Consider the following 23,207-nt stretch of genomic DNA (forward strand, 5'->3'; position numbering starts at 1 on the left):
GTCTTCAGTTATTAGTGGACCGTTGTCAGTGCTTACGCTTTGTTCCTTTTGTCTTTATACCTTCATTATCTTCGGTGAGCCCTTCGGGGTTCGTGACTAGTTTCGAATCACGAGTAACGAACCGCCGGATTACGCGGAGCAGGAAATACATTCCTCTACCGTTGATTTACGTGTCCGCGTATAGTACAGCGATTTCAAACCAAGTTTATGCCCATAGATGTAGTATTTTGCTAAATCTCGTGTGGTGTCCTTGGAATTGGTATGGAGAATCGTGGATACCCCTTGGTCAATGTGACGTTGGATAACGGAGATTAACTTCAGTACCTTGAATTGATCCATATCGTATGCCGACTTGAAATAGAAATAATTGTCGTTCGTTAAATAAGGCATCGGATAATACGTGGTGCTGTCACCGTATTCCCGCACTTCAATGATATCCACAACCGGCATAACGGATGCTGTTGCATTCATGATATAGGAAGTGGATTGATTTGGTGCGATAGCCATGCGGTAAGCATGGTAAATACCATGTTCTTGTACCTGCGCTTTCAGGTTTTCCCAATCTTGTGTTGTTGGCACGTGGACGCCTTCAAACAATTCTTTAACCTTATCCGTCGTTGGTAAATAGTCTTGTGACGTATATTTGTCGAAATAGGTGCCGTCTGCGTAAGCCGATTTCTCAAATCCAACGAATGTTTTACCACGCTCTTTGGCAATTTCCATCGACGCCTCCAAGGAGTAGTAATTCATCATCATGAAGAATGTATTGGCAAAGTCTAAAGCTTCGGTAGATTCATACATAATAAAGCTTTTTGCCAGATAGCCATGGAGGTTCATTGCACCAAGTCCTACAGAATGCAGCTCTCTATTGGCTTTCGCGATAGAAGGTACCATTTCGATATCGGTCACGTCGGTCACGACCGTCAGGGCACGTGTTGCGGTTTTCACAGCTTCTTTAATACGCTTGTTGTCCATCACGGTCGCGATATTGAGTGACCCAAGGTTACAGGATATACCATAGCGGATGGTGTCCTCCTTGCCATATATTTCGATATCCGAAACTTCCGAAACCTGCATAATTTCGGTACATAAGTTCGAGAATTTCACGTTACCGATACCATTCAAGGCATGCCCTCTATTTGCATTCTCTTTGAAGAAGATATAAGGGTAGCCGGACTCTTTTTGTATCTGTGCAATACGTACCAATAAATGGCGCGCATTAATTTTTTTCTTCTTGACGTTAGGATTGGTAATCAATTCATCATACATTTCATCCATGTCCATGTCGTCCAGGTATTTACCATATTCCTGCATCACCGTATGTGGATAGATCAGGTAGCAAGGCTCGTCTTTTTCGGCCATCTCCATAAATTTATCTGGAACGATGATACCTATAGAAAGTGATTTGATACGTACCTTCTCATCCACATTGATTTTTTTACAATCAAGAAACTCTTCGATGTCGGCGTGGAAGATGTTAAGGTATACTGCTCCTGCACCTGGGCGTTGACCCAATTGGTTGGCATAGGAGAACGTATCTTCCATGATTTTCATAATCGGAAGGACACCTCCGGCGCGGCCATCCACACCTTTGATAGCTTCTCCGCGAGCCCGGATTTTGGAAATATTAAACGAAACACCACCACCAATAGAAGATAGTTTCATAGCGGAGTCGACCGCATAGCCGATACCGTTCAAGTTGTCACCAATCTCATCTAAGAAACAAGATACCAATTCGCCTGAGCGTTTTTTTCCAGCGTTCAAGAATGTCGGGGTAGCAGGCTGATATTCTTGATTGATCATGATTTCGGCATACTCGATAGCTTTTTGTATACCTTCTTCTCGAGCAAGGAAAAGTGACACGGCCACCACACGGTCTTCATAGCGCTCCAAGAATTTTTCTCCAGAGTCATCACGTAATGCGTAGCTCTGGAAGAATTTAAATGCAGCCATAAACGATTGGAAGCGGAATTTCTTGGCATGAACGTAGTTATACACTTGCTCCATTTCTTCGAAGGTGAACCATTCGTAGAAATTGATATAGTAATTATGCTCGATTAGGTAATCGATCTTTTCTTTTAACGTGTAAAAGAAAACCGTGTTCTTGTTCACGTGTTCCAAGAAATAGGCACGTACAGCTTCTTTGTCTTTATGCAAGCTGTACTCCTCATCATGCTTAATCATGATTTCGTTATTAAGCAATATCCAATTTTTTGCTACCTCGTTTGCTATCATTGTATTGGTGTTTTATAATTTCAATAAATTGATTGATATCTTCCATGGTGCCAGAAAGCTCGAATTTCATGGCCAGTGGAATATCGTAATCTTCTGATACTTTGTCGGCTGCTAACCCAAAGTTTCTACCCCAGTTTCTGTTACCGCTAGAGGTTACAGAATAAATCTTTTCGGCGTGGTTATCCATAAACAGCTTCGTTTTCTCCGGCATACAGCCTATCTTCGTCGTATAAGTGATTAAATGTCCGGATGCTTGGATTTCCAGACCATCTTCAATCTTATGTGCATGCCATCCTGTAATTTGGATAACTTTGTTGATAAAGCGTTGGACATTTCCTGTTTTTGAATCGTAATATAGATGAACCATATCTCGCTCCGTTAAGGGTGAAACAATTAAAGGGCTATAGACGCTAATTCCTCGGGTTTAAAACCGATGATGCGTTGCTGTACTTCTTCGTTGTTTAGTACAAGGACCGTAGGAACCGTTCTGATTTTAAACTTAGCAGCTAAATCAGGTTGGTCGAACGGGTTGATAGTTTCGTATGTGATCCCTCTGTTGTCTAAGAAGGCGGACACTTGTGCGCATGGCGCACAGTCATTTTTTTCGAATTTAATGATTCTTGCCATGTTGTTGTAAGTTTAAATTTGCGGAGATGTTAGCCATCTCCAAGAAGTTAAAACACGAGACTTGAGGCGGGTCTGCATCTCAAGCATAACAAATATCCAACATTTTAATTCTGGGCGGTAGTGATACTTTTCCACATGCTAGACAAACGGAGAGAATAAACCACGTTCTACGCTTGTTTTTCTGTGTAAAACGTTGATCTATAACTATTGATCAGAATGTTGATAACTTTAAAATCAATTTTTCCGACTAAAATTTACACAAATTTTCCATAAAAATTGTATAGGTAATATGTGGTAAAACTGACTAAATTTTGACTTTTTTTTCCTCAGCTCTGTGTTTGAATCAGTTGGCTTTTTAGGCTATTATAGCATGTGGACAATTTGTGAATTTATATTTTTTTGAAGCAGTTTATAAATAGGACTGGTAATTTCTTTTTTTACAGAAAGATACAGATATAGGGGGACGATGCGCATTGGAATATGCCCACAATATTTGGTTTGTCTACGCATTTAACTTATATTGTGCCGCCTTTCAATAAAGTGGCCTTTAGTTATTATTACATATTTAGATGTGAAAAAGACATTACTAACCGTATTTTTCTTCTTATTTTCTATAGCAAACATTTACAGTATGAGTGAGGTTGACTCACTATTAGGTATCTTGGATAAGATGATTATTAATCGTCGGGAATACACCACAAAAAAAGAAGCGCATATCGAAGGCATCAAAAAGAAACTCCATAACACAATTGCTTTAGAAGACCGGTTTCATCTCAATGATGAAATTATATCGGAATACCAGTCTTTTAAATGTGATTCCGCCTTAGCTTATGTGGATCGGAACATTTCGGTCGCACAAGCTTTAGGAAATGAAGAATATCTCCAGAATAGTAGACTAAAACAGGCATTTGTATTATCATTGTCCGGTTTATTTTCTCCTGCGCGAGAGGTTCTGGAATCTATTGACTATCAGAAACTGCCCTCTTATCTAAAGGTATCATACTGTTGGGGCTATATCCGCTACAACGAAAACCTGATAAAGTACATGGATAACCGTACTTATGAAAAATTGTATCTTTCGGAGAATAAACGTTACAGAGATTCGCTGATGAACTTGTTAGGTCAAGGTAGTGACATGTACCTTAAAGAAAAGTCTTTCAAGTTGAAAGCAGAGGAAGCGTACCAAGAGTCAGCAGAGATACAACTGAAACTGTTTACAAAAGTAGCACCTAATACGCATGGATACGCTATGTCTGCTATGGGCTTGGCTATGGTATTTAAAGAACTGGGGAATGTAGAACTGGAAGAAAAATACCTGCTCTTAGCCGCGATAACAGATGTACAATTGGCGGTGAAGGAAAATGAATCTTTATTGGCTTTAGCTATTTGTCAGTACAACAAGGGAGATGTAGATCGGGCGTTTAATTACATACAAGCGTCTTTGGAAGATGCTAATTTTTATAATTCGCGTTTTAGAAATGCAGTTATTGCCAAGGTTCATCCTATTATAGAAGCAACTTATTTGGCTAAAATTGAGCAACAAAAGAAGAATCTACGATTGTATGCACTTACAATTAGTGTTTTTGTTGTCGTTTTGATCGTTACGCTTTATTTCTTGTATAAACAGGTGAGAATTGTGTCTAAAGCCAGAAAAAATCTGAAAAGTATTAACAATCAACTTGTATCTGTCAATCAAAGACTGGATGAGGCTAATCTTATACGTGAGCGCTATATAGGATATTATATTAATCAGTGTGCCGTTTATTTAGATAAATTGGAAGAGTATAGAAAATATGTTCATCGAAAAATAAAGGCAGGGCAAATAGAAGATTTACAAAAATTAAGTTCATCAAATCTTGTTTTTGAACGGGATACCGAAGCTTTATATTATGATTTTGATAAAACATTTTTTGAGGTTTATCCTAATTTTGTAGAGGAATTTAATAATCTCCTGAAAGAGGACGAGCGTTATGATCTAAAGAGAAATCAGTTGAATACTGAACTTCGTATTTTTGCACTTATACGTTTGGGGATAACAGACGTAAATCAAATAGCGACTTTTCTTCGTTATTCTATGCAAACTATTTATAACTATAAGAGTAAAGTAAAGGGGAAAGCACTTATGGATGGTGATAGTTTTGAAGAAAAGGTAAAGAAAATAGGAGGTTTTACACAAGGATAAATTCTATCCGATTTACCAAGCGAACGATTTGAATTTTCTTAAGTAGTTTTGTTATAGCTATTTATATTTTTTTTGCTTGCCAAACATTTACCAATACGCCTACCTGTACATACAGGTAGGCGTATTGGTTTATAAATTTGTGAGAAGTAAGACGAGGATGCGCTATCATGTCACTTGAGTAGCATCGGAGGAATGCTTAACCATTTAAAATTATAAACGCACATATATAAAAATCTATTTTTTTACACCATAGCATTACAAGCGCATAAAATAGTTTATACGATGTGTGGGATGATTAATCAATTTTAAATTATATGAAAAAACTACTAACTTTTATGCTTTTTGTCCTCTTCTTTGGGTGTGAAAAGCAACACGATCTTCCCGCTAGTCCAGGACGGATGATTAAAGATTTTAAGTTGGAAACCGGGCAGTATGGTAATGCAACTATCTATCAGGACGGTGATGCTTTTAAAATACTGGTAAGACTCGTCCAGGGCACCGATCTCACGAAGGTTGTGCCAATCTTCACGTTATCGGACGGCGCCAATAGTAGTCCAGCTTCCGGCCAAGCGATTGATATATCTACGGGGAATACGGTCATTTTTACCGTTACGGCCGCATCGGGGGAGGTCAGGCAATGGGAGGTCGAATTTAGAGCGTATGACTCCAGTATTTCCGATTATGATACGTATAGTATATCGGTGAACGATGGGTCAGCTGTTATGCAGGTACAGGGCGACCTGACTTTCAATGAAAAATATCTTGACAATGCCATAATCAATACCGCAACAGCGGAGGCAGCAGAAGGTGAAAATCTCAAAAGATGGCAAGAGTGGGATATCATCTATCATTCTTCGGAAGGAGATACTAAATATTATCAGCTACGGAACCTACATAGCGGTATGTTCCTGAACGGTGTTTCTGATGGTGGACAGCTGAAACAAAACTGGGAATTAAAAAACAATGCGGATCTACAGTTGTGGAGCATCGAAGAGTCAGTGGAGACTGGCAAATTTGAATTATCCAACAAAGCTAACGGACTATACTTGACATTGAGCGGGGATGGAGCTATTTTGGCGGGGGCTAAACAGGATAATGAGGCGCAGCGCTGGGCGATCACCAAATTGCCCAGGGACAGTTACCGGGATGGCGATGTGACGAATTTCTTTAGTCGGACGACAGGCTCTGTGGCGTTTGATCAGGGAACGAGCATACCGCTTTCGGATGGGCGTGTGCTTTGGGTTACACAGGATGCCTGGCACCATGGGTCAATGGCCCCTAACGGAAATCTGTATGGAAACCACTTTATCTCTTATACCAATTCCATCATTATACAACCCTCCATTGACGATTGGGATCCAAACGCACCGATGATGACCAGACAGGGGGCGCACCACAATATTGGTAATATATGCCCTATTCCATCGGGAGCTAGCCGGAATTGGGTTGGTCCCGGTGTCGAGCTGGGTGATTATGTATATATCCACGGTGGAGAAGGATATGGTCTTGATGACACGGATCAGGCGGTGTACAGACTGAAGAAAGAGTCCGGCAACGAATGGAATCAAGTCGAAAGACTGGCGATCGCGAACATGACCGGTCAGCTTGATATCAGGTATAAGGATGGTATGGTCAAATCCGATGACGGTTATGTCTACGTGTACGGAGAACGCACGGCACCGGAAACATTTGGATTTAACACCCTTTTGTACGTAGCGCGGTTTTCGCACGATGAGCCGACTGAATGGTCTTTTTGGGACGGATCAACATGGGGGCATACGCCTTTAGTCGCCTCCTCCGCGGTAATTGCCGAAGGCAACGGAACCAATAACTTTGGTTATTTAAATGGTAAATTTCTTCACTTAACCATGGATCAAGGTTTTTATTGCGGCATTCCTTCCATCAATATGTACATCGCTACGTCCAGCAGCCCTACAGGGCCGTTTACTTCAAGAAAGCTGGTATACCACTTTACCGAATTTTATAAAGGGTATAATGCGCGCATATATACGCCAATTATCCATACAATAGCACAAAATGGTAGGGATGAACTTCTGTTGACATACAGCATTAACTATGGCGCTTGTGAAGAAAACAGTGAAAATGTGGTCAAGGAAGACGACGGCAATTTTGATCCCTACTATTACCGGGTAAAAGGTGTACGTATTCCGTACGAGATGATCGGCTTAAATAATGGTAAATAAGAATATCTGATGATAAAGTATCTGTCTATCCTTTGCCTATTGTCCGGCTTCTTGTCAAAAACTGCTTTTTCGCATGGCTATATCCAGAACAGCAGGCTTTGGAACGCAAAATGGATTTCAGAGGAGAGTGATGAGGGGCTGACATACGGTGTTTACCATTTTAGGAAAAGTATCGAACTCGCTGGAAAACCGGAAAGTTTCGTTATACATGTTTCGGCAGATAACCGCTATAAGTTATATGTCAACGGTCAAGTTGTATCGATGGGTCCAGCGCGTGGTGACCTTCATTTTTGGAACTATGAAACGGTAGACATCGCCCCTTATCTGGTTTTTGGACAAAATGTAGTTTCGGCGTTGGTGTGGAATGAAGCTGAATACAGGCCGGAAGCGCAGATCAGTTTGCGGACAGCCTTTATTGTACAAGGGCGTTCAGCATCCGAGGAAATATTGAATACGAACGGAAGCTGGAAATGCGTGAAAAGCCTTGGACATCAGCCTATTCCCGGGTTTTTCTTTGCGGCGAGTAAAGGAGAGCTGGTTGAGATGAACCAGACTATCAAAGGTGATTGGCATGCCGTGCATTATGATGATAATAGCTGGTCATCCGCTCGGGAACTTTCTGACGGAAAAACCAAGGGGACTTCCGATGGCTGGACCTGGCAACTTGTGCCTTCTCCTTTGCCACAAATGGAACTGACCTACGAACGTCTTGTCAAACTACGGGCGGTCAGCGGCATGGAAGCACCGGTTTCCTTTCCGGCAAAGAAAGAAAACCTCACTATTCCGGCCAACCGTACCGTTACCTTGTTACTCGACCAGACCTATATGACCAATGCTTATGTTACACTTCTTTTTAGCAAAGGTAAGGGAGCAGGCATTTCTTTGGGATACGCCGAAACATTGTACGACCAGCACGAAGGTAATGAGCTCCGGAAAAGCAACCGTAATGAAGTAGAAAGCAAAATATTTGTCGGCAGAATTGACAGCCTATTGGCGGATGGGACGGAGAACCAAACGTTTACTACGCTAAACTATCGTACTTACCGTTATCTGCGATTGATTGTCAGTACAAGCGACGAGCCACTAATCATCAATGACCTGTACGGCACTTTTACAGGTTACCCTTTTAAACAAAATTATGTGCTTAACACGGGCAATAGCGAAATAGACCAAATATTGGATATCGGTTGGCGGACTGCCCGGCTAAATGCTTGGGAAACCTATATGGATTGCCCGTATTACGAACAGTTGCAGTATATTGGTGATACGCGCATACAGGCTATGATTTCATACTACAACAGTGGCGATGACAGGCTTGCCCGTTATGCGCTTGACCTGATGGATCGCTCACGCTTGACGGAAGGAGTCACCATGAGCCGCTATCCTACGCGCGGAACCCAGATTATATCTACGTTCTCTCTTTGGTATATCGGGATGTTGCATGATTATTGGATGTACCGTCCCGACAGCGATTTCATCAAGGAAAAACTGACCGGGCAACGGGCTATACTCGAATTTTTTGAAAAACTACAGCAACCGGATGGTTCTATCAAAGATTTGCCTTACTGGCGGTTTGTGGATTGGGTGGGCGATATGGGGTGGGGGCCTATGGGGCCGGACGGGAGCGCAGCCATCTATGATCTGCAGCTGCTGTTGGCATACCAATGGGCTTCAGAAATGGAAGCCGCGTTTGGACTAGCCCACTTTGCCACCTATTACGGAGAAAAAGCCGCCCAATTGAAAGCTACTATAAAAAATAAATATTGGGATGCCGAAAAGAAACTATTTGCCGACACCAAGGAAAAGAAAGGATTCTCGCAACATGCCAATTCGTTGGCTATCCTAGCTGGATTGATCGACGAACAAGATATGACTACGGTGGGTAACAGCTTGCTCCAAAACACCGAATTAACGCCCTGCACCATATACTTCAAGTATTATCTCCATCAGGCATTGGCAAAAGCCGGATTGGGCGATGATTATATGAACTGGCTGGGTATCTGGCGCGAAAATATACAAATGGGATTAAGTACCTGGGCAGAAGACTCCCGCTTGCAAACTGTTCGGTCGGAATGCCATGCCTGGGGAGCCAGTCCGAATATTGAATTTTTCAGAATCGTATTAGGGATCGATACGGATGCTCCGGGGTTTGCCCATGTAAAAATTGAACCGCGTTTGGGTACAATGACCGATGTGCGTGGTGAAATACCCCATCCGAACGGAAAAATTTCAGTCCATTATAAACAGCAAAAGAATAAATGGAAAATCAGCGTAAACCTTCCGGAAAAAGCGACCGGAAAATTCATTTGGAAAGGTCGGGTTTACGCACTGGAAGCCGGCCCCAATATATTGTCGCTAGGCGTAAAGTGAAATTAGAAAAGCTATATTAATTGTATACGTGTTGATTATAAAACCCAAAAATAAGTATTATCCATGAGGAGATTTTTTATAGGAATTTTAGTGCTTGCTCTCGGAGCGAATCCGTTGTTGGCTCAACAAATAGCACCATTTAAGGAAAATGATCGTGTCGTTTTTTTAGGCAATAGCATCACGGACGGTGGGCATTACCACGCGTATGTATGGCTCTATTACATGACGCGTTTCCCAACAATGAACCTAACGATTCTCAATGCCGGTATCGGCGGAGACCGTGTAGGGGATATGCTCAAACGCCTAGACGGAGATGTGTTCAGCAAACAGCCTACCGTGCTGTTTACCACCTTTGGTATGAATGATTCCGGATACTTTGAATACAACGGATCAGAGCCGGAGAAATTTGCTGACGAGAAAGTGGAAGAGTCCCACAACGGCTATAAACAGATGGAGGAAAGGTATAAAGGACTCGTGGGCACCAGGATCGTCTTATTGGGAAGTTCGCCTTATGACGAAGATGTGGTTATTCCGGATAACACTTCGTTGAAAAATAAAAATAAAGCGATGCTGCGCATCGTCGATTTTCAAAGAGCATCGGCAACAGCCAATAAATGGGAGTTTCTTGATTTTAATGAACCTATGACAGCCATTAGTAAGCGTGTTCAGAAAGAAGATCCATCCTTTACATTATCTGGAAATGACCGTGTGCATCCAGACTTGGATGGCCATATGGTTATGGCGTATCTTCTGTTAAAAGCACAAGGATTTAGTGGACAGAAGGTGGCCGAAATGGAAATTGACGCGTCTAACCAAAAGGTAATAAATACTTCGAACTGTAACCTGTCTGATATCGTGAAAACAGGTACGGGTTGGAGTTTTGATTATCATGCAAACGCTCTTCCTTATCCGTTGGATACAGTGGCAAGAGGCTGGGGGAGCAAGAAGAGTGCCTTCGATGCACTTGCTGTGGTACCATTTATGGAGGAAATGAACCAAGAACTTTTGATCGTAAAAGGTTTGAAAGGAAATTATAAACTTCTTATCGATGGAGAAGAGATCGGCAAATGGTCGGCCGCAGACTTCGCAAAAGGTATAAACCTCGCTACTTTGGATAACACACCTCAATATCAGCAGGCACTCCGTATTATGCACCTCAACGAAGAAAGATGGGAAATAGAACGCCGTTTCAGAGAGTATGCTTGGGTACAGTATAATTTTTTCCAACCAAAAGGGTTATTGGATGCCAATAACCGACGGGCCATCGAAGTGCTCGACCAGTTCAAAGAAAAGGATGGGTGGCTACGTGCCAAAAGAGATCTTTATAGCAAAGCGATGTTTCCCGAAGTGAGACAGGCTTGGCAGCATGAAATAGACGTATTGTTGCAGACGATCAAACAGGTTAGCATACCAAAAACAAGAAAAATTAGCCTTGTTCGTAATTAATGCCATAATCCGACATATTATGAAGATGAAGATATTAACCCTTTTATTTCTTTTACTATCGTCGTTCGCCGTTTATGCACAGAAACCCTATTTTGTGGATGGATATCACGGCGGGGTGTATGGGCATTATCCGATGTGGGTGACTCAATTTATGGTGGATAAGTTGGCTGCTCACCCCGAATGGAAATTGGGTTTGGAGATAGAACCTGAAACATGGGACACGGTAAAACGAAACGAACCAACGGCCTATGCACAATTTTCCAATATTGTGCGAGATAAGCGAATTGAATTTACAAATCCCACGTATGCACAGCCCTACTGTTACAATATTTCAGGAGAAAGTATTATACGGCAATTTGAATACGGTATGCGCAAGATGCGTGAACATTTTCCAGATATTACGTATACGACCTACGCTGTTGAAGAACCCTGTTTTACAAGTAGTTTGCCTCAAATACTAAAGCAATTTGGTTTTAAATATGCTGTATTGAAATGTCCAAACACGTGTTGGGGTGGTTACACTACCGGATATGGAGGAGAACTGGTGAATTGGATCGGACCGGAAGGAACGTCTATATTAACCGTGCCACGATACGCATCGGAAGATTTAGAAGAAAATTCTACATGGCAAACGACAGCGTGGAATAACTCGACTGCTTTTATACAAGCGGCCTACAAACAGGGAATTGATAATCCCGTAGGCATGTGTTATCAGGATGCAGGCTGGAAAAACGGCCCTTGGCTTGGTTACGGTAAGCATATCAAGAACAATTCTACTTATGTAACTTGGACAGCGTACATCGAAGATATATCGTCTAGACAAACGGACGATAGCTGGCACTTTTCGCAGGAAGATGTTTTGGTCAACCTGATGTGGGGAAGCCAAGCATTGCAACGTATAGCACAGGATGTCCGGAAATCAGAAAATAATAGGGTGATTGCCGAGAAAATCAGTGCGATGGCTTATTTGGATAATAACTACCAACCATTAGCTGACGACGAAGATGAAGCATGGCGGACCTTGATGATGGCGCAGCATCATGATTCTTGGATTGTTCCCTATAATCGTCTGGACAAACAGCAAACATGGGAACAGGCGGTTCGTTCCTGGACGAATACAACCGATAGCTTGTCCGGAAAGATGATACATGGGGCGGTTGCCAGTTATATAGCGGGCACATCGGCAAAAGGAGAAGATTTGGGTTATGTCCGGGTTTTTAACACGGTTGCTGCAAAGCGATCAGCGGTTGTTCGTGTAAAATTACCGGCAGCCTGGAAGCAGCGAGATGTGATGCTTCATGATCGTAAAGGAGAAGAGTTGGCTTGTGTTATAGAGGAGAAGGATAATGCTTTATGGATCGTTTTTAAACCAAACGTGACAACCTTGGGTTATGTAACCTATGCGTTGCGAAAAAATGATCAACCTCTCAACAAAACAGCGCAACAGGTTCGTTTTGATGCAGCGGGAAATTGTATCATAGAGAACGATATGTATAAGATAACGCTCGACAAATCTAAAGGGGGCGTAATCACTAGTCTTTTAGCTAAGCATATCGATAATAGGCAATTTGTTGATCCCTACGGACCTTACGGTTTAGGGGAGATAGCGGGCCATTTTTATGAGGAAGGAAAATTTCATTCGTCAAAGGACAATCAGGCCACAATAACTGTTTTGGAGGATAATCCGTTTATCGTAAAGGTAAGGATAGCGGGCTATATCGCTTCGCATCCTATGGTTCAGGTGATCACGCTTGAGGCGGGCCAACGACGGATAGACTTTGAGCTAACGGTTGATTGGCAGCGAAATGTGGGCATCGGTGAATATAAACAAGAGCATGACTGGACAGACAATAGGCGCGCATACACAGATGACAGATACAAACTTAAAGTGATGTTTCCCAATAATCTCCAAAGCACTAAGTTATACAAAAATGCACCTTTTGATGTATGTGAGAGTCGAAATGAAAATACGTTTTTCGGGAATTGGGACGAAATCAAGCACAATGTGATTCTTCATTGGGTAGATCTGGTGGAAGAAGACCAGGAATATGGCCTGGCGCTCCTGTCCGATCATACCACATCCTATCTCCATGGTTCGGATTACCCCTTGAGCCTTACCGCACAATATTCGGGCGTGGGGCTGTGGGGTGTGGACTATAAGATAACGGAAGCCTTAAAAATGCACTACGCTTTGATCCCCCATGCGGGCAGTTGGGACAGGGCGCAGATTGCTACAGAAAGCAACTGCTGGAATGAGCCCTTACTTGGAATATATGGAGGGGATTTAGTATGCGAGGACAGACAGTTTGTTGCATCTAATCAAGCTGGAATAGAGATATCGGCTATGAAACTTGATAAAGGGGACCTATTGCTTAGGCTTTTTAATGCGGAAGGCTTATCCGGCGTGCAACATATTATGCTTGATTTTCCGGTAGAAGGTATAGAAGAGGTTTTGTTGAATGGTGAAAAGGTAAGTGCGCTACAAGTAGCGGATCATATGGGCAAACCAACCTTTTCCATGGATATACCTCGCTTTGGAATAAAAACAGTTCGAATAAAGAAAAAATAGATATAGCTAATTAGACATCGATGTTAAGGAGTATACAATTATTGGGGAGCCTTGTATCCTGTATCCTGTTATTAAAATCCTGTGCGGTGGGTGATGCAACAGCATCCTCGTCTCCGGCGGATTATGTAAATCCCTTTATAGGGGCCAGTACAAGTGTGGGGATTGCTGAAGTTTATCATGGTTTAGGGAAGACGTTTCCGGGAGCTACTACACCCTATGGTATGGTGCAGGTCAGCCCCAATACCATTACGGGAGGGGATAATAGTCCGGGGTATAGTTACGAGCATCAGACTATAGAAGGATTCGCTTTTACACAGATGAGTGGGGTCGGCTGGTTTGGGGATTTAGGAAATTTTCTGGTGATGCCTACGACAGGAAAGCTGAAGCTTATTGCAGGGAAAGAAGATGGCAGTATCGAAGGGTACCGTTCGCACTATAATAAGCAAACGGAAACAGCAAAGGCAGGTTATTATGCCGTGGATTTAACAGATTATAATATCAAAGTGGAGACGACGGCTGCCGCGCATAGCGGAATGATCCGTTTCACGTTCCCGGAACATAAAGAATCGCGCATACAGATCGATCTTGCTCGTCGGGTAGGAGGGACAGCTATAAAACAGTATATCCATAAGGTGGATGAGCACACGATTAGGGGATGGACGTTGTGCACACCGGATGGCGGTGGATGGGGAAACGGTGAAGGGAATGCTGATTATACAGTTTACTTCTATGCACGATTCAGTAAACCCTTGGAAAATTATGGTTTCTGGACAGCTGATATTCCCGACAGTTGGAAGCGAAAAAGAGATGAAGTTGTTAGCGTCCCTTATTTAAGAGCGGTGGAAAAGGCCACCATTATACGGGACGAAGAAACCTTAGAAGGAAAGCACTTGGGTTTTTTCTCTGACTTTGAAACAAGCGAAAATGAGGAGGTTACTTTGCAGGTGGGTATTTCTTTTGTTGATATGGCCGGTGCAGAAAATAATTTTAGGAAGGAAATAGAAGGGAAGTCTTTTGATCAAATTCGGGAGGAAGCGTATGACTTATGGAATCAAGAACTGGATAGAGTGCATATCCAAGGTGGGACGGATGATCAGAAAACAATCTTCTATACCGCGCTTTATCATACGATGATTGACCCTCGAACATATACGGATGTAGACGGACGTTATATAGGTGGAGACAAGCAGGTACACCAAGAAAGCGGGTTTACAAAACGGACGATGTTCAGTGGTTGGGATGTTTTCCGAAGCCAGTTTCCGTTACAAACCATTATAAATCCAAGATTGGTTGATGACCAACTTAATTCGTTGATTACACTTGCTGAGGAATCTGGGCGTGGATATTACGAGCGGTGGGAGATTATGAACGCCTATTCCGGATGCATGATTGGGAATCCGGCTTTATCTGTGCTGGCCGATGCCTATGTAAAAGGTATCCGTGGATACGATGTGGAAAAAGCCTATGAATTTGCCGTCAATACGTCTGAAAAATTCGGAAACGATTCTTTGGGTTATACAGCGGCGCCGTTCAGTATTTCAAATACGTTGGAATATGCCTATACAGATTGGTGCATCGCACAATTGGCAAACAGGCTTGGAAAACAAGAAGATGAACAGCTTTTCTTAGAAAAATCACAAGCATACAGGAATATCTTTGATGCTGAAAAAGGCTGGTTCCGGCCTAGAAATACAGATGGTTCTTGGGAAATATGGCCGGAGGGAGCGAGAACAAAAGAGTGGTATGGAACTGTTGAATGTAATCCCTACCAACAAGGTTGGTTTGTTCCGCATGATATTCCGGGGATGATACAGCTCATGGGAGGAAGGGAGAGCGTATTGGAAGATTTGACAAGTTTTTTTGAACAGACACCGGACCATATGCTGTGGAATGATTATTATAACCATGCTAATGAACCTGTTCATCTCGTACCATTCTTATTTAATCACCTCGACGCACCTTGGGATACCCAGAAATGGACACGTCATATCTGTGACAAGGCGTATAAAAATTCCGTAGAAGGTATTGTGGGAAACGAGGATGTAGGACAAATGTCTGCTTGGTATGTATTGGCTTCCAGTGGTCTGCATCCCTCCTGTCCGGGAAGTACCCGTTTGGAGATAACCAGTCCACTATTTGATGAAGTTAAATTCCGTTTGGATAATGATTATTATTCGGGAACGCATTTCACGATTAAGACCCATAATAATACAGCTAAAAATATATATATCCAGAAAGCACTGTTAAATGGAAATCCCTATGATAAATGCTATATCGATTTTCAGGAGATCGCTGCAGGTGGAAAACTTGAGTTGTTCATGGGAGAACAGCCGAACAAGAAATGGGGTGTAGAAAGTAATTAAAAAGACAATGGGTATAATCAAGAAGATATTGTTTACCATGTTATCCTTGCTATTGGTTTCTGTTGCATGTAACGGACAGCTTCAGCAGCTATCGTTAAACAGTACCAATCCGGATATAACATGGTGGGTACAACCAAAAACAGAGGGTTCACCGTCGGGGTTTGAGATTTCAACTTCAGGTTATCGGATGAAAGATGCCGTCAAAGGCATAGTTCCTGGCGTGGTGTTTACCGCTTACGTAGAGGCGGACGAAGTGCCTGATCCTAACTATTCGGATAATATCCACGATGTTGATGCGGCTTTTTTTAATCGCCCTTTTTGGTATCGCACAAGCTTTAAACTGCCTGCCTCGGTAAAACGGGGACAACAAATCTGGTTGCAGTTCGACAATACGAACCGGTATGCAGATTTTTATATGAATGGTGTAAAATTATCGGGAACACGGGAATCTACGAAAGATGTCAGTGGGCATATGCTACGTACCAAATATGAGGTTAGCCATTTGGTTAGCCATGATCAGGAGAATGTCGTCGCGGTGTTGATTACCGATGCTGACCAAAAGAAGACAAGGGATGCCAAGGATCAATTTGGCGTAGTAGCCAGTCCGACCTATTTATCGGCCGCAAGTTGGGACTGGATGCCTTATGTACCCGGACGATTGGCCGGTATAACGGGAAATGTATCGTTAAATTTTACCGGTGATGTGACCATGGAAGATCCTTGGGTAAGATCTGAACTGGAATCGAATGACATTGCCTACTTATTTGTTTCAACGGAGTTGAAGAATGCTTCCAATCAGGCAAAAGAGGTCCTGCTATCAGGACGTATTCAACCGGGTAATATACAGTTCTCAAAGCAAGTACACTTGGAGGCCAATACGTCGAAGAAGATATATATGGACCGTAAAGAAATGGAGGCCCTCATTGTAAAGCAACCCAAGCTTTGGTGGCCTAATGGTTATGGAGAGCCGCATTTATATACGTGCACGTTGCGAAGTGAGATTGATGGTGAGGTATCCGATCAAAAGGAAATCACTTTTGGCATACGTCAGTATGAATACCAATATAGTCGAAACAATGCGGGATGGCCTGTTCTCCAGTTCTTTATCAACGGACAGCGTGTATTTTTGAAAGGTGGCAATTGGGGTATGAGTGAATATTTGTTGCGGTGTTCCAGAGAAGAATACGAGACGAAGATAAAATTGCACAAAGACATGAATTATAATATGATTCGTCTCTGGACGGGTTGTGTTACAGATGATGCTTTTTATGATTACTGTGACCGTTATGGTATCATGGTCTGGGATGACTTCTGGCTTTATGTGGCTTATAATGATGTCGCAAATGATGAGGATTTTAAAGCAAATGCGTTGGATAAAGTGAAAAGATTAAGGAATCATCCGAGTATTGCACTATGGTGTGGCGCGAATGAAACACATCCTAAGCCAGAGTTGGATGGCTATCTCCGAAGCATTGTTGCTTTGGAAGACCATAATGACCGGATGTACAAGTCCAGTTCTAATCAAGATGGGCTATCTGGTAGTGGTTGGTGGGGCAATCAGCCGCCGAAGCATCATTTCGAAAACTCGGGGAGTAACCTGGCGTGGAATAATCCGCCTTATCCGTATGGTTCGGACCGGGGTTACGGATTGCGAACAGAAATTGGTACAGCGACTTTCCCGAATTATGAAAGTGTGAAAGAATTTATGCCGGCCGAGTCATTGTGGCCTTTGCCTACAGACGAGCAACTGGAAAAGGATGATGACAATGTGTGGAACAAGCATTATTTCGGAAAAGAGGCATCTAACGCAAGCCCGATTAATTATAAACGAGCGGTAAATACCCAATTTGGAGAGTCAGATAACCTGATTGCTTTTTGCGAAAAGGCACAATACCTCAATATAGAAGTGATGAAAGGGATATATGAAGCTTGGAATGATAAGATGTGGGAAGATGCATCGGGGTTATTGCTCTGGATGAGCCAATCGGCGTACCCTTCATTTGTATGGCAAACGTATGATTACTATCATGACGCGACCGGGGCTTATTGGGGCGCTAAATATGCCTGTGAACCTTTACATATACAATGGAACGCCGCTAATAATAGTGTGAAAGCGATAAATACTACATCCGAAGATCTGAAGGATGCAGTGGCGACTACGAAGGTTTTCACTTTGGATGGCAAAGAATTAGCTAAGTATGGTCGCAGTGAAAAAGTGAACGTATTGGCAAGCAACAAAAATGAGGTTTACCGTTTAAATTTCGATTCCTGCAAAGTGGATTACAACGCTGAACTTACACCTTTACATTTTATAAAACTGGAGCTAAAGGACAGTTCGGGAAATATGCTCTCCGAGAATTTTTATTGGCGGAACGGTGAAAAAGACCTTGACTATAGAGCCTTAAATAACCTGCCTGCTGCAGATCTGACGTTTACATTATTGGACAAAGCAGGTGATGGAAAGCAGATCTTACTTAAAAATCAAGGAAAGAGTGTGGCTTTTGGTAATCGACTCCGGCTTGTCCGACATGATACGCAGGAGCGGGTATTGCCTGTATTGTTTTCTGATAATTATTTCACCTTGATGCCGGGTGAGGAGAAAATCGTACAGATTTCGGATTTAGAAACAGGTCAATTTGATCTACTGTGGAAGCAATATGGATATAAAGAGGAACATGTTTTAGTAGTGAAGAAAAAAAAATAAACGGATGAAAATAAAAAAATTAGTTTGGGTTGTTCTTTTTTCGCTTGGGATAACGCTTGGTTATGCACAGGAGAAGGACTTGGTAAAGTATGTGAATACGTTGCAGGGGACAGATTCCGAATGGGCGTTGTCCTATGGGAATACCTACCCTACGGTAGGCTTGCCTTTTGCGATGCATTTTTTTTCTGCACAGACAGGAAAGAATGGTGATGGTTGGAAATACACCTATAAGGCGAATACGATCCGTGGTTTTCAGCAAGTACACCAATGTAGTCCTTGGATGGGTGATTATGCGGTTTTTTCCCTGATGCCAGGAAAGGGAAACCTCATTGTCAATGAAGATGAAAGGGCTTTGCCTTTTAACCATGATAATGAAATTGCTAAACCACATTATTATTCCGTAAAGTTTGATAACGGGATACAAGCAGAGATCAGTCCGGTAGAGCGTGGTGCGCACATGCGGTTCTCCTTTCCGAAAAAGGAAAAGGCTTATTTGATCTTAGACGGCTTTCTGAAGAATAGTCAAGTAAAGATCATTCCGGAAGAGCGCAAAATTATCGGCTATGTTAATAATGGTCGGTTCGTTCCCGAAAACTTCCGTAATTATTTTGTACTGGTTTTTAATCAGGATTTTAAGAGCTATGGCACGTGGGAAAATAGAGCGAATAAAATCTCTTCGGGAAATAGAGCGGATGAAGGAGAAGGCATTGGTGCTTACCTGGAATTTAAACCGGGTACACGTGTAGAAGTGAAAATGGCATCTTCCTATATTGATCCCGATCAAGCATCACGGAATTTAAAACAGGAGCTGGACGGAAATAAAAATTTTGAAACGACCAAAACCGAAGCGTTCGATGTTTGGAATGCATGGTTAAACCGTATTGTAGTAGAAGGGGGAACAGAAGAAGAAAAAGCAACCTTCTACTCTTGTCTGTTTCGTGCCAATCTTTTTTCCCGTAAGTTCTATGAAATTGATCCAGCGGGTAATCCCTATTATTTCAGCCCGTATGACGGAAAAATTCACCCAGGCTATATGTATACGGATAATGGCTTTTGGGATACTTTTCGTTCACAATTTCCATTGAGTAATATCCTACATCGTGAAATGCAGGGGCGCTATATGCAGTCTTTATTGGATGCGCAGCAACAGGCAGGCTTTCTTCCAACTTGGTCTAATCCAGGCATGTCTGGCGTTATGATCGGAAACCACGCGATTTCATTACTAACGGATGCCTGGGTAAAAGGCGTGCATACTTTTAATCCCGATAGTGCTTTGCACGCCTATTATCACGAGGTAACCAATAAAGGTTTTTATGGAGGTTCAAATGGTAGACATGGTTGGGAAGAGTACTTTATCAAAGGATATATTCCTTATCAAGATGATTTGCATGAAAGCACCGCCAAAACATTAGAGTATGCTTATGATGATTTTTGTGCTTATCAACTGGCAAAAATGACGGGTAATAAATTCTACGAAAATATATTTGCCCGCCAGATGTATAATTACGTCAACGTTTTTGATAAAGACAGCAAATTTATGCGCGGACGATTGGCAAATGGCGAATGGATGCCGGATTTTGATCCGGTGGAATGGGGTGGTGCTTTTACCGAGGCCAATGCTTGGCAATATACGTGGTCAGTGATGCACGACATAAACGGACTGATTAATCTCATCGGCGGAGTAGATCGTTTCAACGCGAAATTAGATTCTTTATTCACGATGGAGCAGACGATCAAGTATGGCAGCTATAAACAGGAAATACACGAGATGCGGGAAATGCTCTTGGCCAAAATGGGACAATATGCACATGGTAATCAACCGGTACAGCATGTTGCGTATTTATACAATTTCAGCGGCCAACCTTGGAAATCGCAGGAGCGGACGCGTAAAGTAATGTCCCAACTGTACAATGCTTCGAAAAGAGGTTTTCCGGGAGATGAAGATCAAGGCGGAATGTCCTCTTGGTATGTGTTAAGCGCGTTGGGAATTTACAGCGTATGTCCGGGAACGGACGAGTATGTTTTTGGCAGTCCGGTCTTTGAGAAAGCTACTGTGAAGTTGGAAAACGGGAAGGAGTTTGTGGTGATTGCCAAGAATAACAGCCCGAAAAATATCTATATACAGTCGGCGCAGTTGAATGGTGTTCCTTACGATCGGAATTTCATCCGGTATGAGGACATCATACAAGGCGGAAAACTAGAATTTGTGATGGGGGATGCTCCGAATATGAACAGGGGAGTTTCGAAAGAATCCCGGCCATTTTCGTTGAGCCAGCTAGATGGAGAGTAGCAAATAATTATAATACATTATAAATTAAATTATGAACAAGGAATATTTGATTTACGCAGTATGTGCCATGCTGGCATTTGTGTCGTGCGAAAAACAGGGTTTTTTGGATTCGACACAGTCGACTGATCTGAACGAGCAAGTTGTTTTTTCGGATAGTGCCTACACGATTAATTTTCTTTCGGGGATATATGAAAATATAGGTTTTGCCACGGCACCTAAGCGCTTTGGTGGTGGCGGATTAGACGCCAGTACCGACGAAGCGGAAGGAGCAGGACTGGGCACGATTAACACGTTCATCCAATTTGCGACAGGCACGGTCAACGCGAATATGATCACAACGGACGCTTGGTCTACCTGTTATACGAACATCCGCAGATCCAACATTATGCTTAAAAATTTGCCGGATGCTAAGTTTGCTAACGATATCAAGGTGCGGGCTACTGCGGAAACACGGTTTTTGAGAGCGTATTATTATTTTATTCTTATAGAGCATTACGGGGGTGTTCCGTTAATGGGGGATAGTGTTTACCGTGCTGATGATGTCATCCCTTTTACGCGGAATACCTTTGCGCAATGTGTGGATTATATTGTGCAGGAGTGTGATGCCGCTGCTGAAGATCTACCATGGGTACATAATGGCGAAAATTATGGCCGTGTCAATAAGGCCGCTTGCTATGGTCTGAAATCGCGGGTATTGCTTTATGCCGCCAGTCCATTGTTTAATGGAGGAGGATTGGCTACAGAAGAACCGCTACGTAGTATCGTAGGTTATCCTAATGCAGATCAATCCAGATGGGAACAGGCAGAAGCGGCAGCGGAACAGGTGATAGCATCTGGTGAATATAATTTACACTTGGACAACACCACCGAGCCCGGCTATGGTTTTTATGAAGTTTTCCATCTGCGTAAAAACAGCGAATACCTGTTGGCGAGGATGCAAGGCGGCAACCGAGAACTGGAAGCAATTTGGAATCCACCTACTTTTGGGGTGGACAATCCCGGCGCTTACCCTTATTTGGAAATCGTTAACGCTTTTGGTATGCGAAATGGTTTACCTATAGATGACCCCAATTCGGGTTATGATCCGGCACGCCCCTATAACGGGAGGGACCCGAGGTTGGCGAATACGATTACCCGAGATCAGTCCCTGGTTTTTCATCGAGATGGCTTAGCACGTCGTCCTGTCAATATTTTTATCGATAAAACCAATCCCAACAACGTTAGTTCAGGACAGGAAGCAATCTATAAGGGTACGCCGACGGGTTTTTATGTCTATAAGATGATGCACCGGTTTGTGGTGGTGGACCAGTTCAATACCGAAACACCGCGCTGCCGGCCGATTATCCGGTATGCAGAGATCCTGCTGAACTATGCCGAAGCGCGTAATGAACACCTTGCTGCACCGGATGTGAAGGTCTATGAGGCTGTGGAAGCCGTACGCCAGCGGGCTGGGCTTTCTCCCTATACCTTGCCGACGGGCCTTTCTCAGGCAGATATGCGCGCAATTATCCAAAACGAAAGACAAAAAGAACTGGCGTTCGAGGGCCATCGTTTTTTCGATGTGCGTCGTTGGAAGATTGCTGAAACGATGGAGAACCGCCAGCTACATGGTACCGAACCTGTACGCGTAGCAGGTGTTACTACCTACAATACGATCGATGTGCGAAAACGCGTGTTTAACCAGCGCATGTATCTCTGGCCAATTCCGCAATCGGAAGTTGCGAAATCTGTTGACCTATTACAAAATCCTGGATATTAAAAGAAAAGAAGAGATGAAAATCAAGCAATTATTACTATTTGCCTTCGTTGCATTTGGCTATTTATTTCATGCCTCTTGTGAGGATGAGATGGCAAATGTCGTTACGGATGAGCCCGTTAAAAACATAACCGGAAGTTGGAAAGTTGTCCAGTTGACGAGAAATGGCGAAGATTTGAGCCAAAGATTAAATTTGACCGATTTTCGTATAGATTTCAAAGAGGACGGGAGCTATATCTTAGCAAATGAATTACCATTTGTATTAGTGGGATCCGGAGCCTACACATTGAATGATCCGCAGTATCCTTTCAGTGTACTGATGACTGCTGATGGAGAATCGGAACAGATTGCCGTGAAACTTCAGTATCCGGTGGTGAATGGAAAAAGACAGTTAAGTCTTTCATTCAGTCTGGGATGTGCCGGCAATACCTACCAATATAATTTTGAACGTGAAAACTAAC

At 42.8% G+C, this 23,207-nt stretch carries 13 protein-coding genes; 10 read left to right on the plus strand and 3 right to left on the minus strand.

Annotation, left to right across the window (positions count from 1 at the left end):
• Window positions 1–129 precede the first annotated feature (129 nt).
• The 3 genes from nrdE to H8B06_RS10005 are packed head-to-tail and all read right to left on the minus strand — an operon-like array spanning window position 130 to window position 2,862.
• Complete coding sequence (gene nrdE / locus H8B06_RS09995; protein ID WP_190994140.1) at window positions 130–2,235, minus strand: class 1b ribonucleoside-diphosphate reductase subunit alpha; 2,106 nt, start codon at window positions 2,233–2,235, stop codon at window positions 130–132.
• Window positions 2,195–2,602, minus strand: coding sequence for a class Ib ribonucleoside-diphosphate reductase assembly flavoprotein NrdI (gene nrdI, locus H8B06_RS10000; RefSeq protein WP_130141868.1), 408 nt, complete (start codon window positions 2,600–2,602; stop codon window positions 2,195–2,197). The genes nrdE and nrdI overlap by 41 nt, the downstream gene beginning before the upstream one ends.
• 26 nt (window positions 2,603–2,628) lie before the next feature.
• A complete protein-coding gene (locus H8B06_RS10005; protein WP_130141867.1) occupies window positions 2,629–2,862 on the minus strand; it encodes a glutaredoxin family protein in 234 nt (77 codons plus the stop codon).
• 631 nt (window positions 2,863–3,493) lie between these two features.
• On the opposite strand from H8B06_RS10005, the gene H8B06_RS10010 reads away from it, so the two are divergent.
• From H8B06_RS10010 to H8B06_RS10055, 10 genes are all read left to right on the plus strand, one after another.
• Entirely contained in the window at window positions 3,494–5,044 is a 1,551-nt protein-coding gene (locus tag H8B06_RS10010; protein ID WP_223857596.1) for a DUF6377 domain-containing protein, read from the plus strand.
• A 314-nt stretch (window positions 5,045–5,358) separates the two neighbouring features.
• The gene (locus tag H8B06_RS10015) at window positions 5,359–7,248 is read left to right on the plus strand and encodes an RICIN domain-containing protein (protein ID WP_223857597.1); all 1,890 of its coding nucleotides are present in this window, start codon (window positions 5,359–5,361) and stop codon (window positions 7,246–7,248) included.
• A 9-nt stretch (window positions 7,249–7,257) separates the two neighbouring features.
• Complete coding sequence (locus H8B06_RS10020; RefSeq protein WP_190994142.1) at window positions 7,258–9,618, plus strand: alpha-L-rhamnosidase-related protein; 2,361 nt, start codon at window positions 7,258–7,260, stop codon at window positions 9,616–9,618.
• Window positions 9,619–9,681: 63 nt separating this feature from the next.
• The gene (locus H8B06_RS10025) at window positions 9,682–11,064 is read left to right on the plus strand and encodes an SGNH/GDSL hydrolase family protein (protein WP_190994143.1); all 1,383 of its coding nucleotides are present in this window, start codon (window positions 9,682–9,684) and stop codon (window positions 11,062–11,064) included.
• 19 nt (window positions 11,065–11,083) lie between these two features.
• On the plus strand, window positions 11,084–13,633 hold the full coding sequence (locus H8B06_RS10030; RefSeq protein ID WP_223857598.1) for a glycoside hydrolase family 38 N-terminal domain-containing protein: 2,550 nt from the start codon (window positions 11,084–11,086) through the stop codon (window positions 13,631–13,633).
• Between the two features lie 20 nt (window positions 13,634–13,653).
• Window positions 13,654–15,996: a GH92 family glycosyl hydrolase gene (locus tag H8B06_RS10035; protein ID WP_190994145.1), complete on the plus strand. Its 2,343-nt coding sequence runs from the start codon at window positions 13,654–13,656 to the stop codon at window positions 15,994–15,996.
• 7 nt (window positions 15,997–16,003) lie between these two features.
• On the plus strand, window positions 16,004–18,700 hold the full coding sequence (locus H8B06_RS10040) for a glycoside hydrolase family 2 protein (protein WP_223857599.1): 2,697 nt from the start codon (window positions 16,004–16,006) through the stop codon (window positions 18,698–18,700).
• 4 nt (window positions 18,701–18,704) lie between these two features.
• Window positions 18,705–20,990: a GH92 family glycosyl hydrolase gene (locus H8B06_RS10045; RefSeq protein WP_190994146.1), complete on the plus strand. Its 2,286-nt coding sequence runs from the start codon at window positions 18,705–18,707 to the stop codon at window positions 20,988–20,990.
• 31 nt (window positions 20,991–21,021) lie between these two features.
• Window positions 21,022–22,749: a RagB/SusD family nutrient uptake outer membrane protein gene (locus tag H8B06_RS10050; protein WP_190994147.1), complete on the plus strand. Its 1,728-nt coding sequence runs from the start codon at window positions 21,022–21,024 to the stop codon at window positions 22,747–22,749.
• A gap of 13 nt (window positions 22,750–22,762) precedes the next feature.
• Window positions 22,763–23,206, plus strand: coding sequence for a DUF5004 domain-containing protein (locus tag H8B06_RS10055; protein WP_190994148.1), 444 nt, complete (start codon window positions 22,763–22,765; stop codon window positions 23,204–23,206).
• Window position 23,207 lies beyond the last annotated feature (1 nt).

This window comes from Sphingobacterium micropteri, from assembly GCF_014692515.1.
Lineage (GTDB): Bacteria > Bacteroidota > Bacteroidia > Sphingobacteriales > Sphingobacteriaceae > Sphingobacterium > Sphingobacterium micropteri.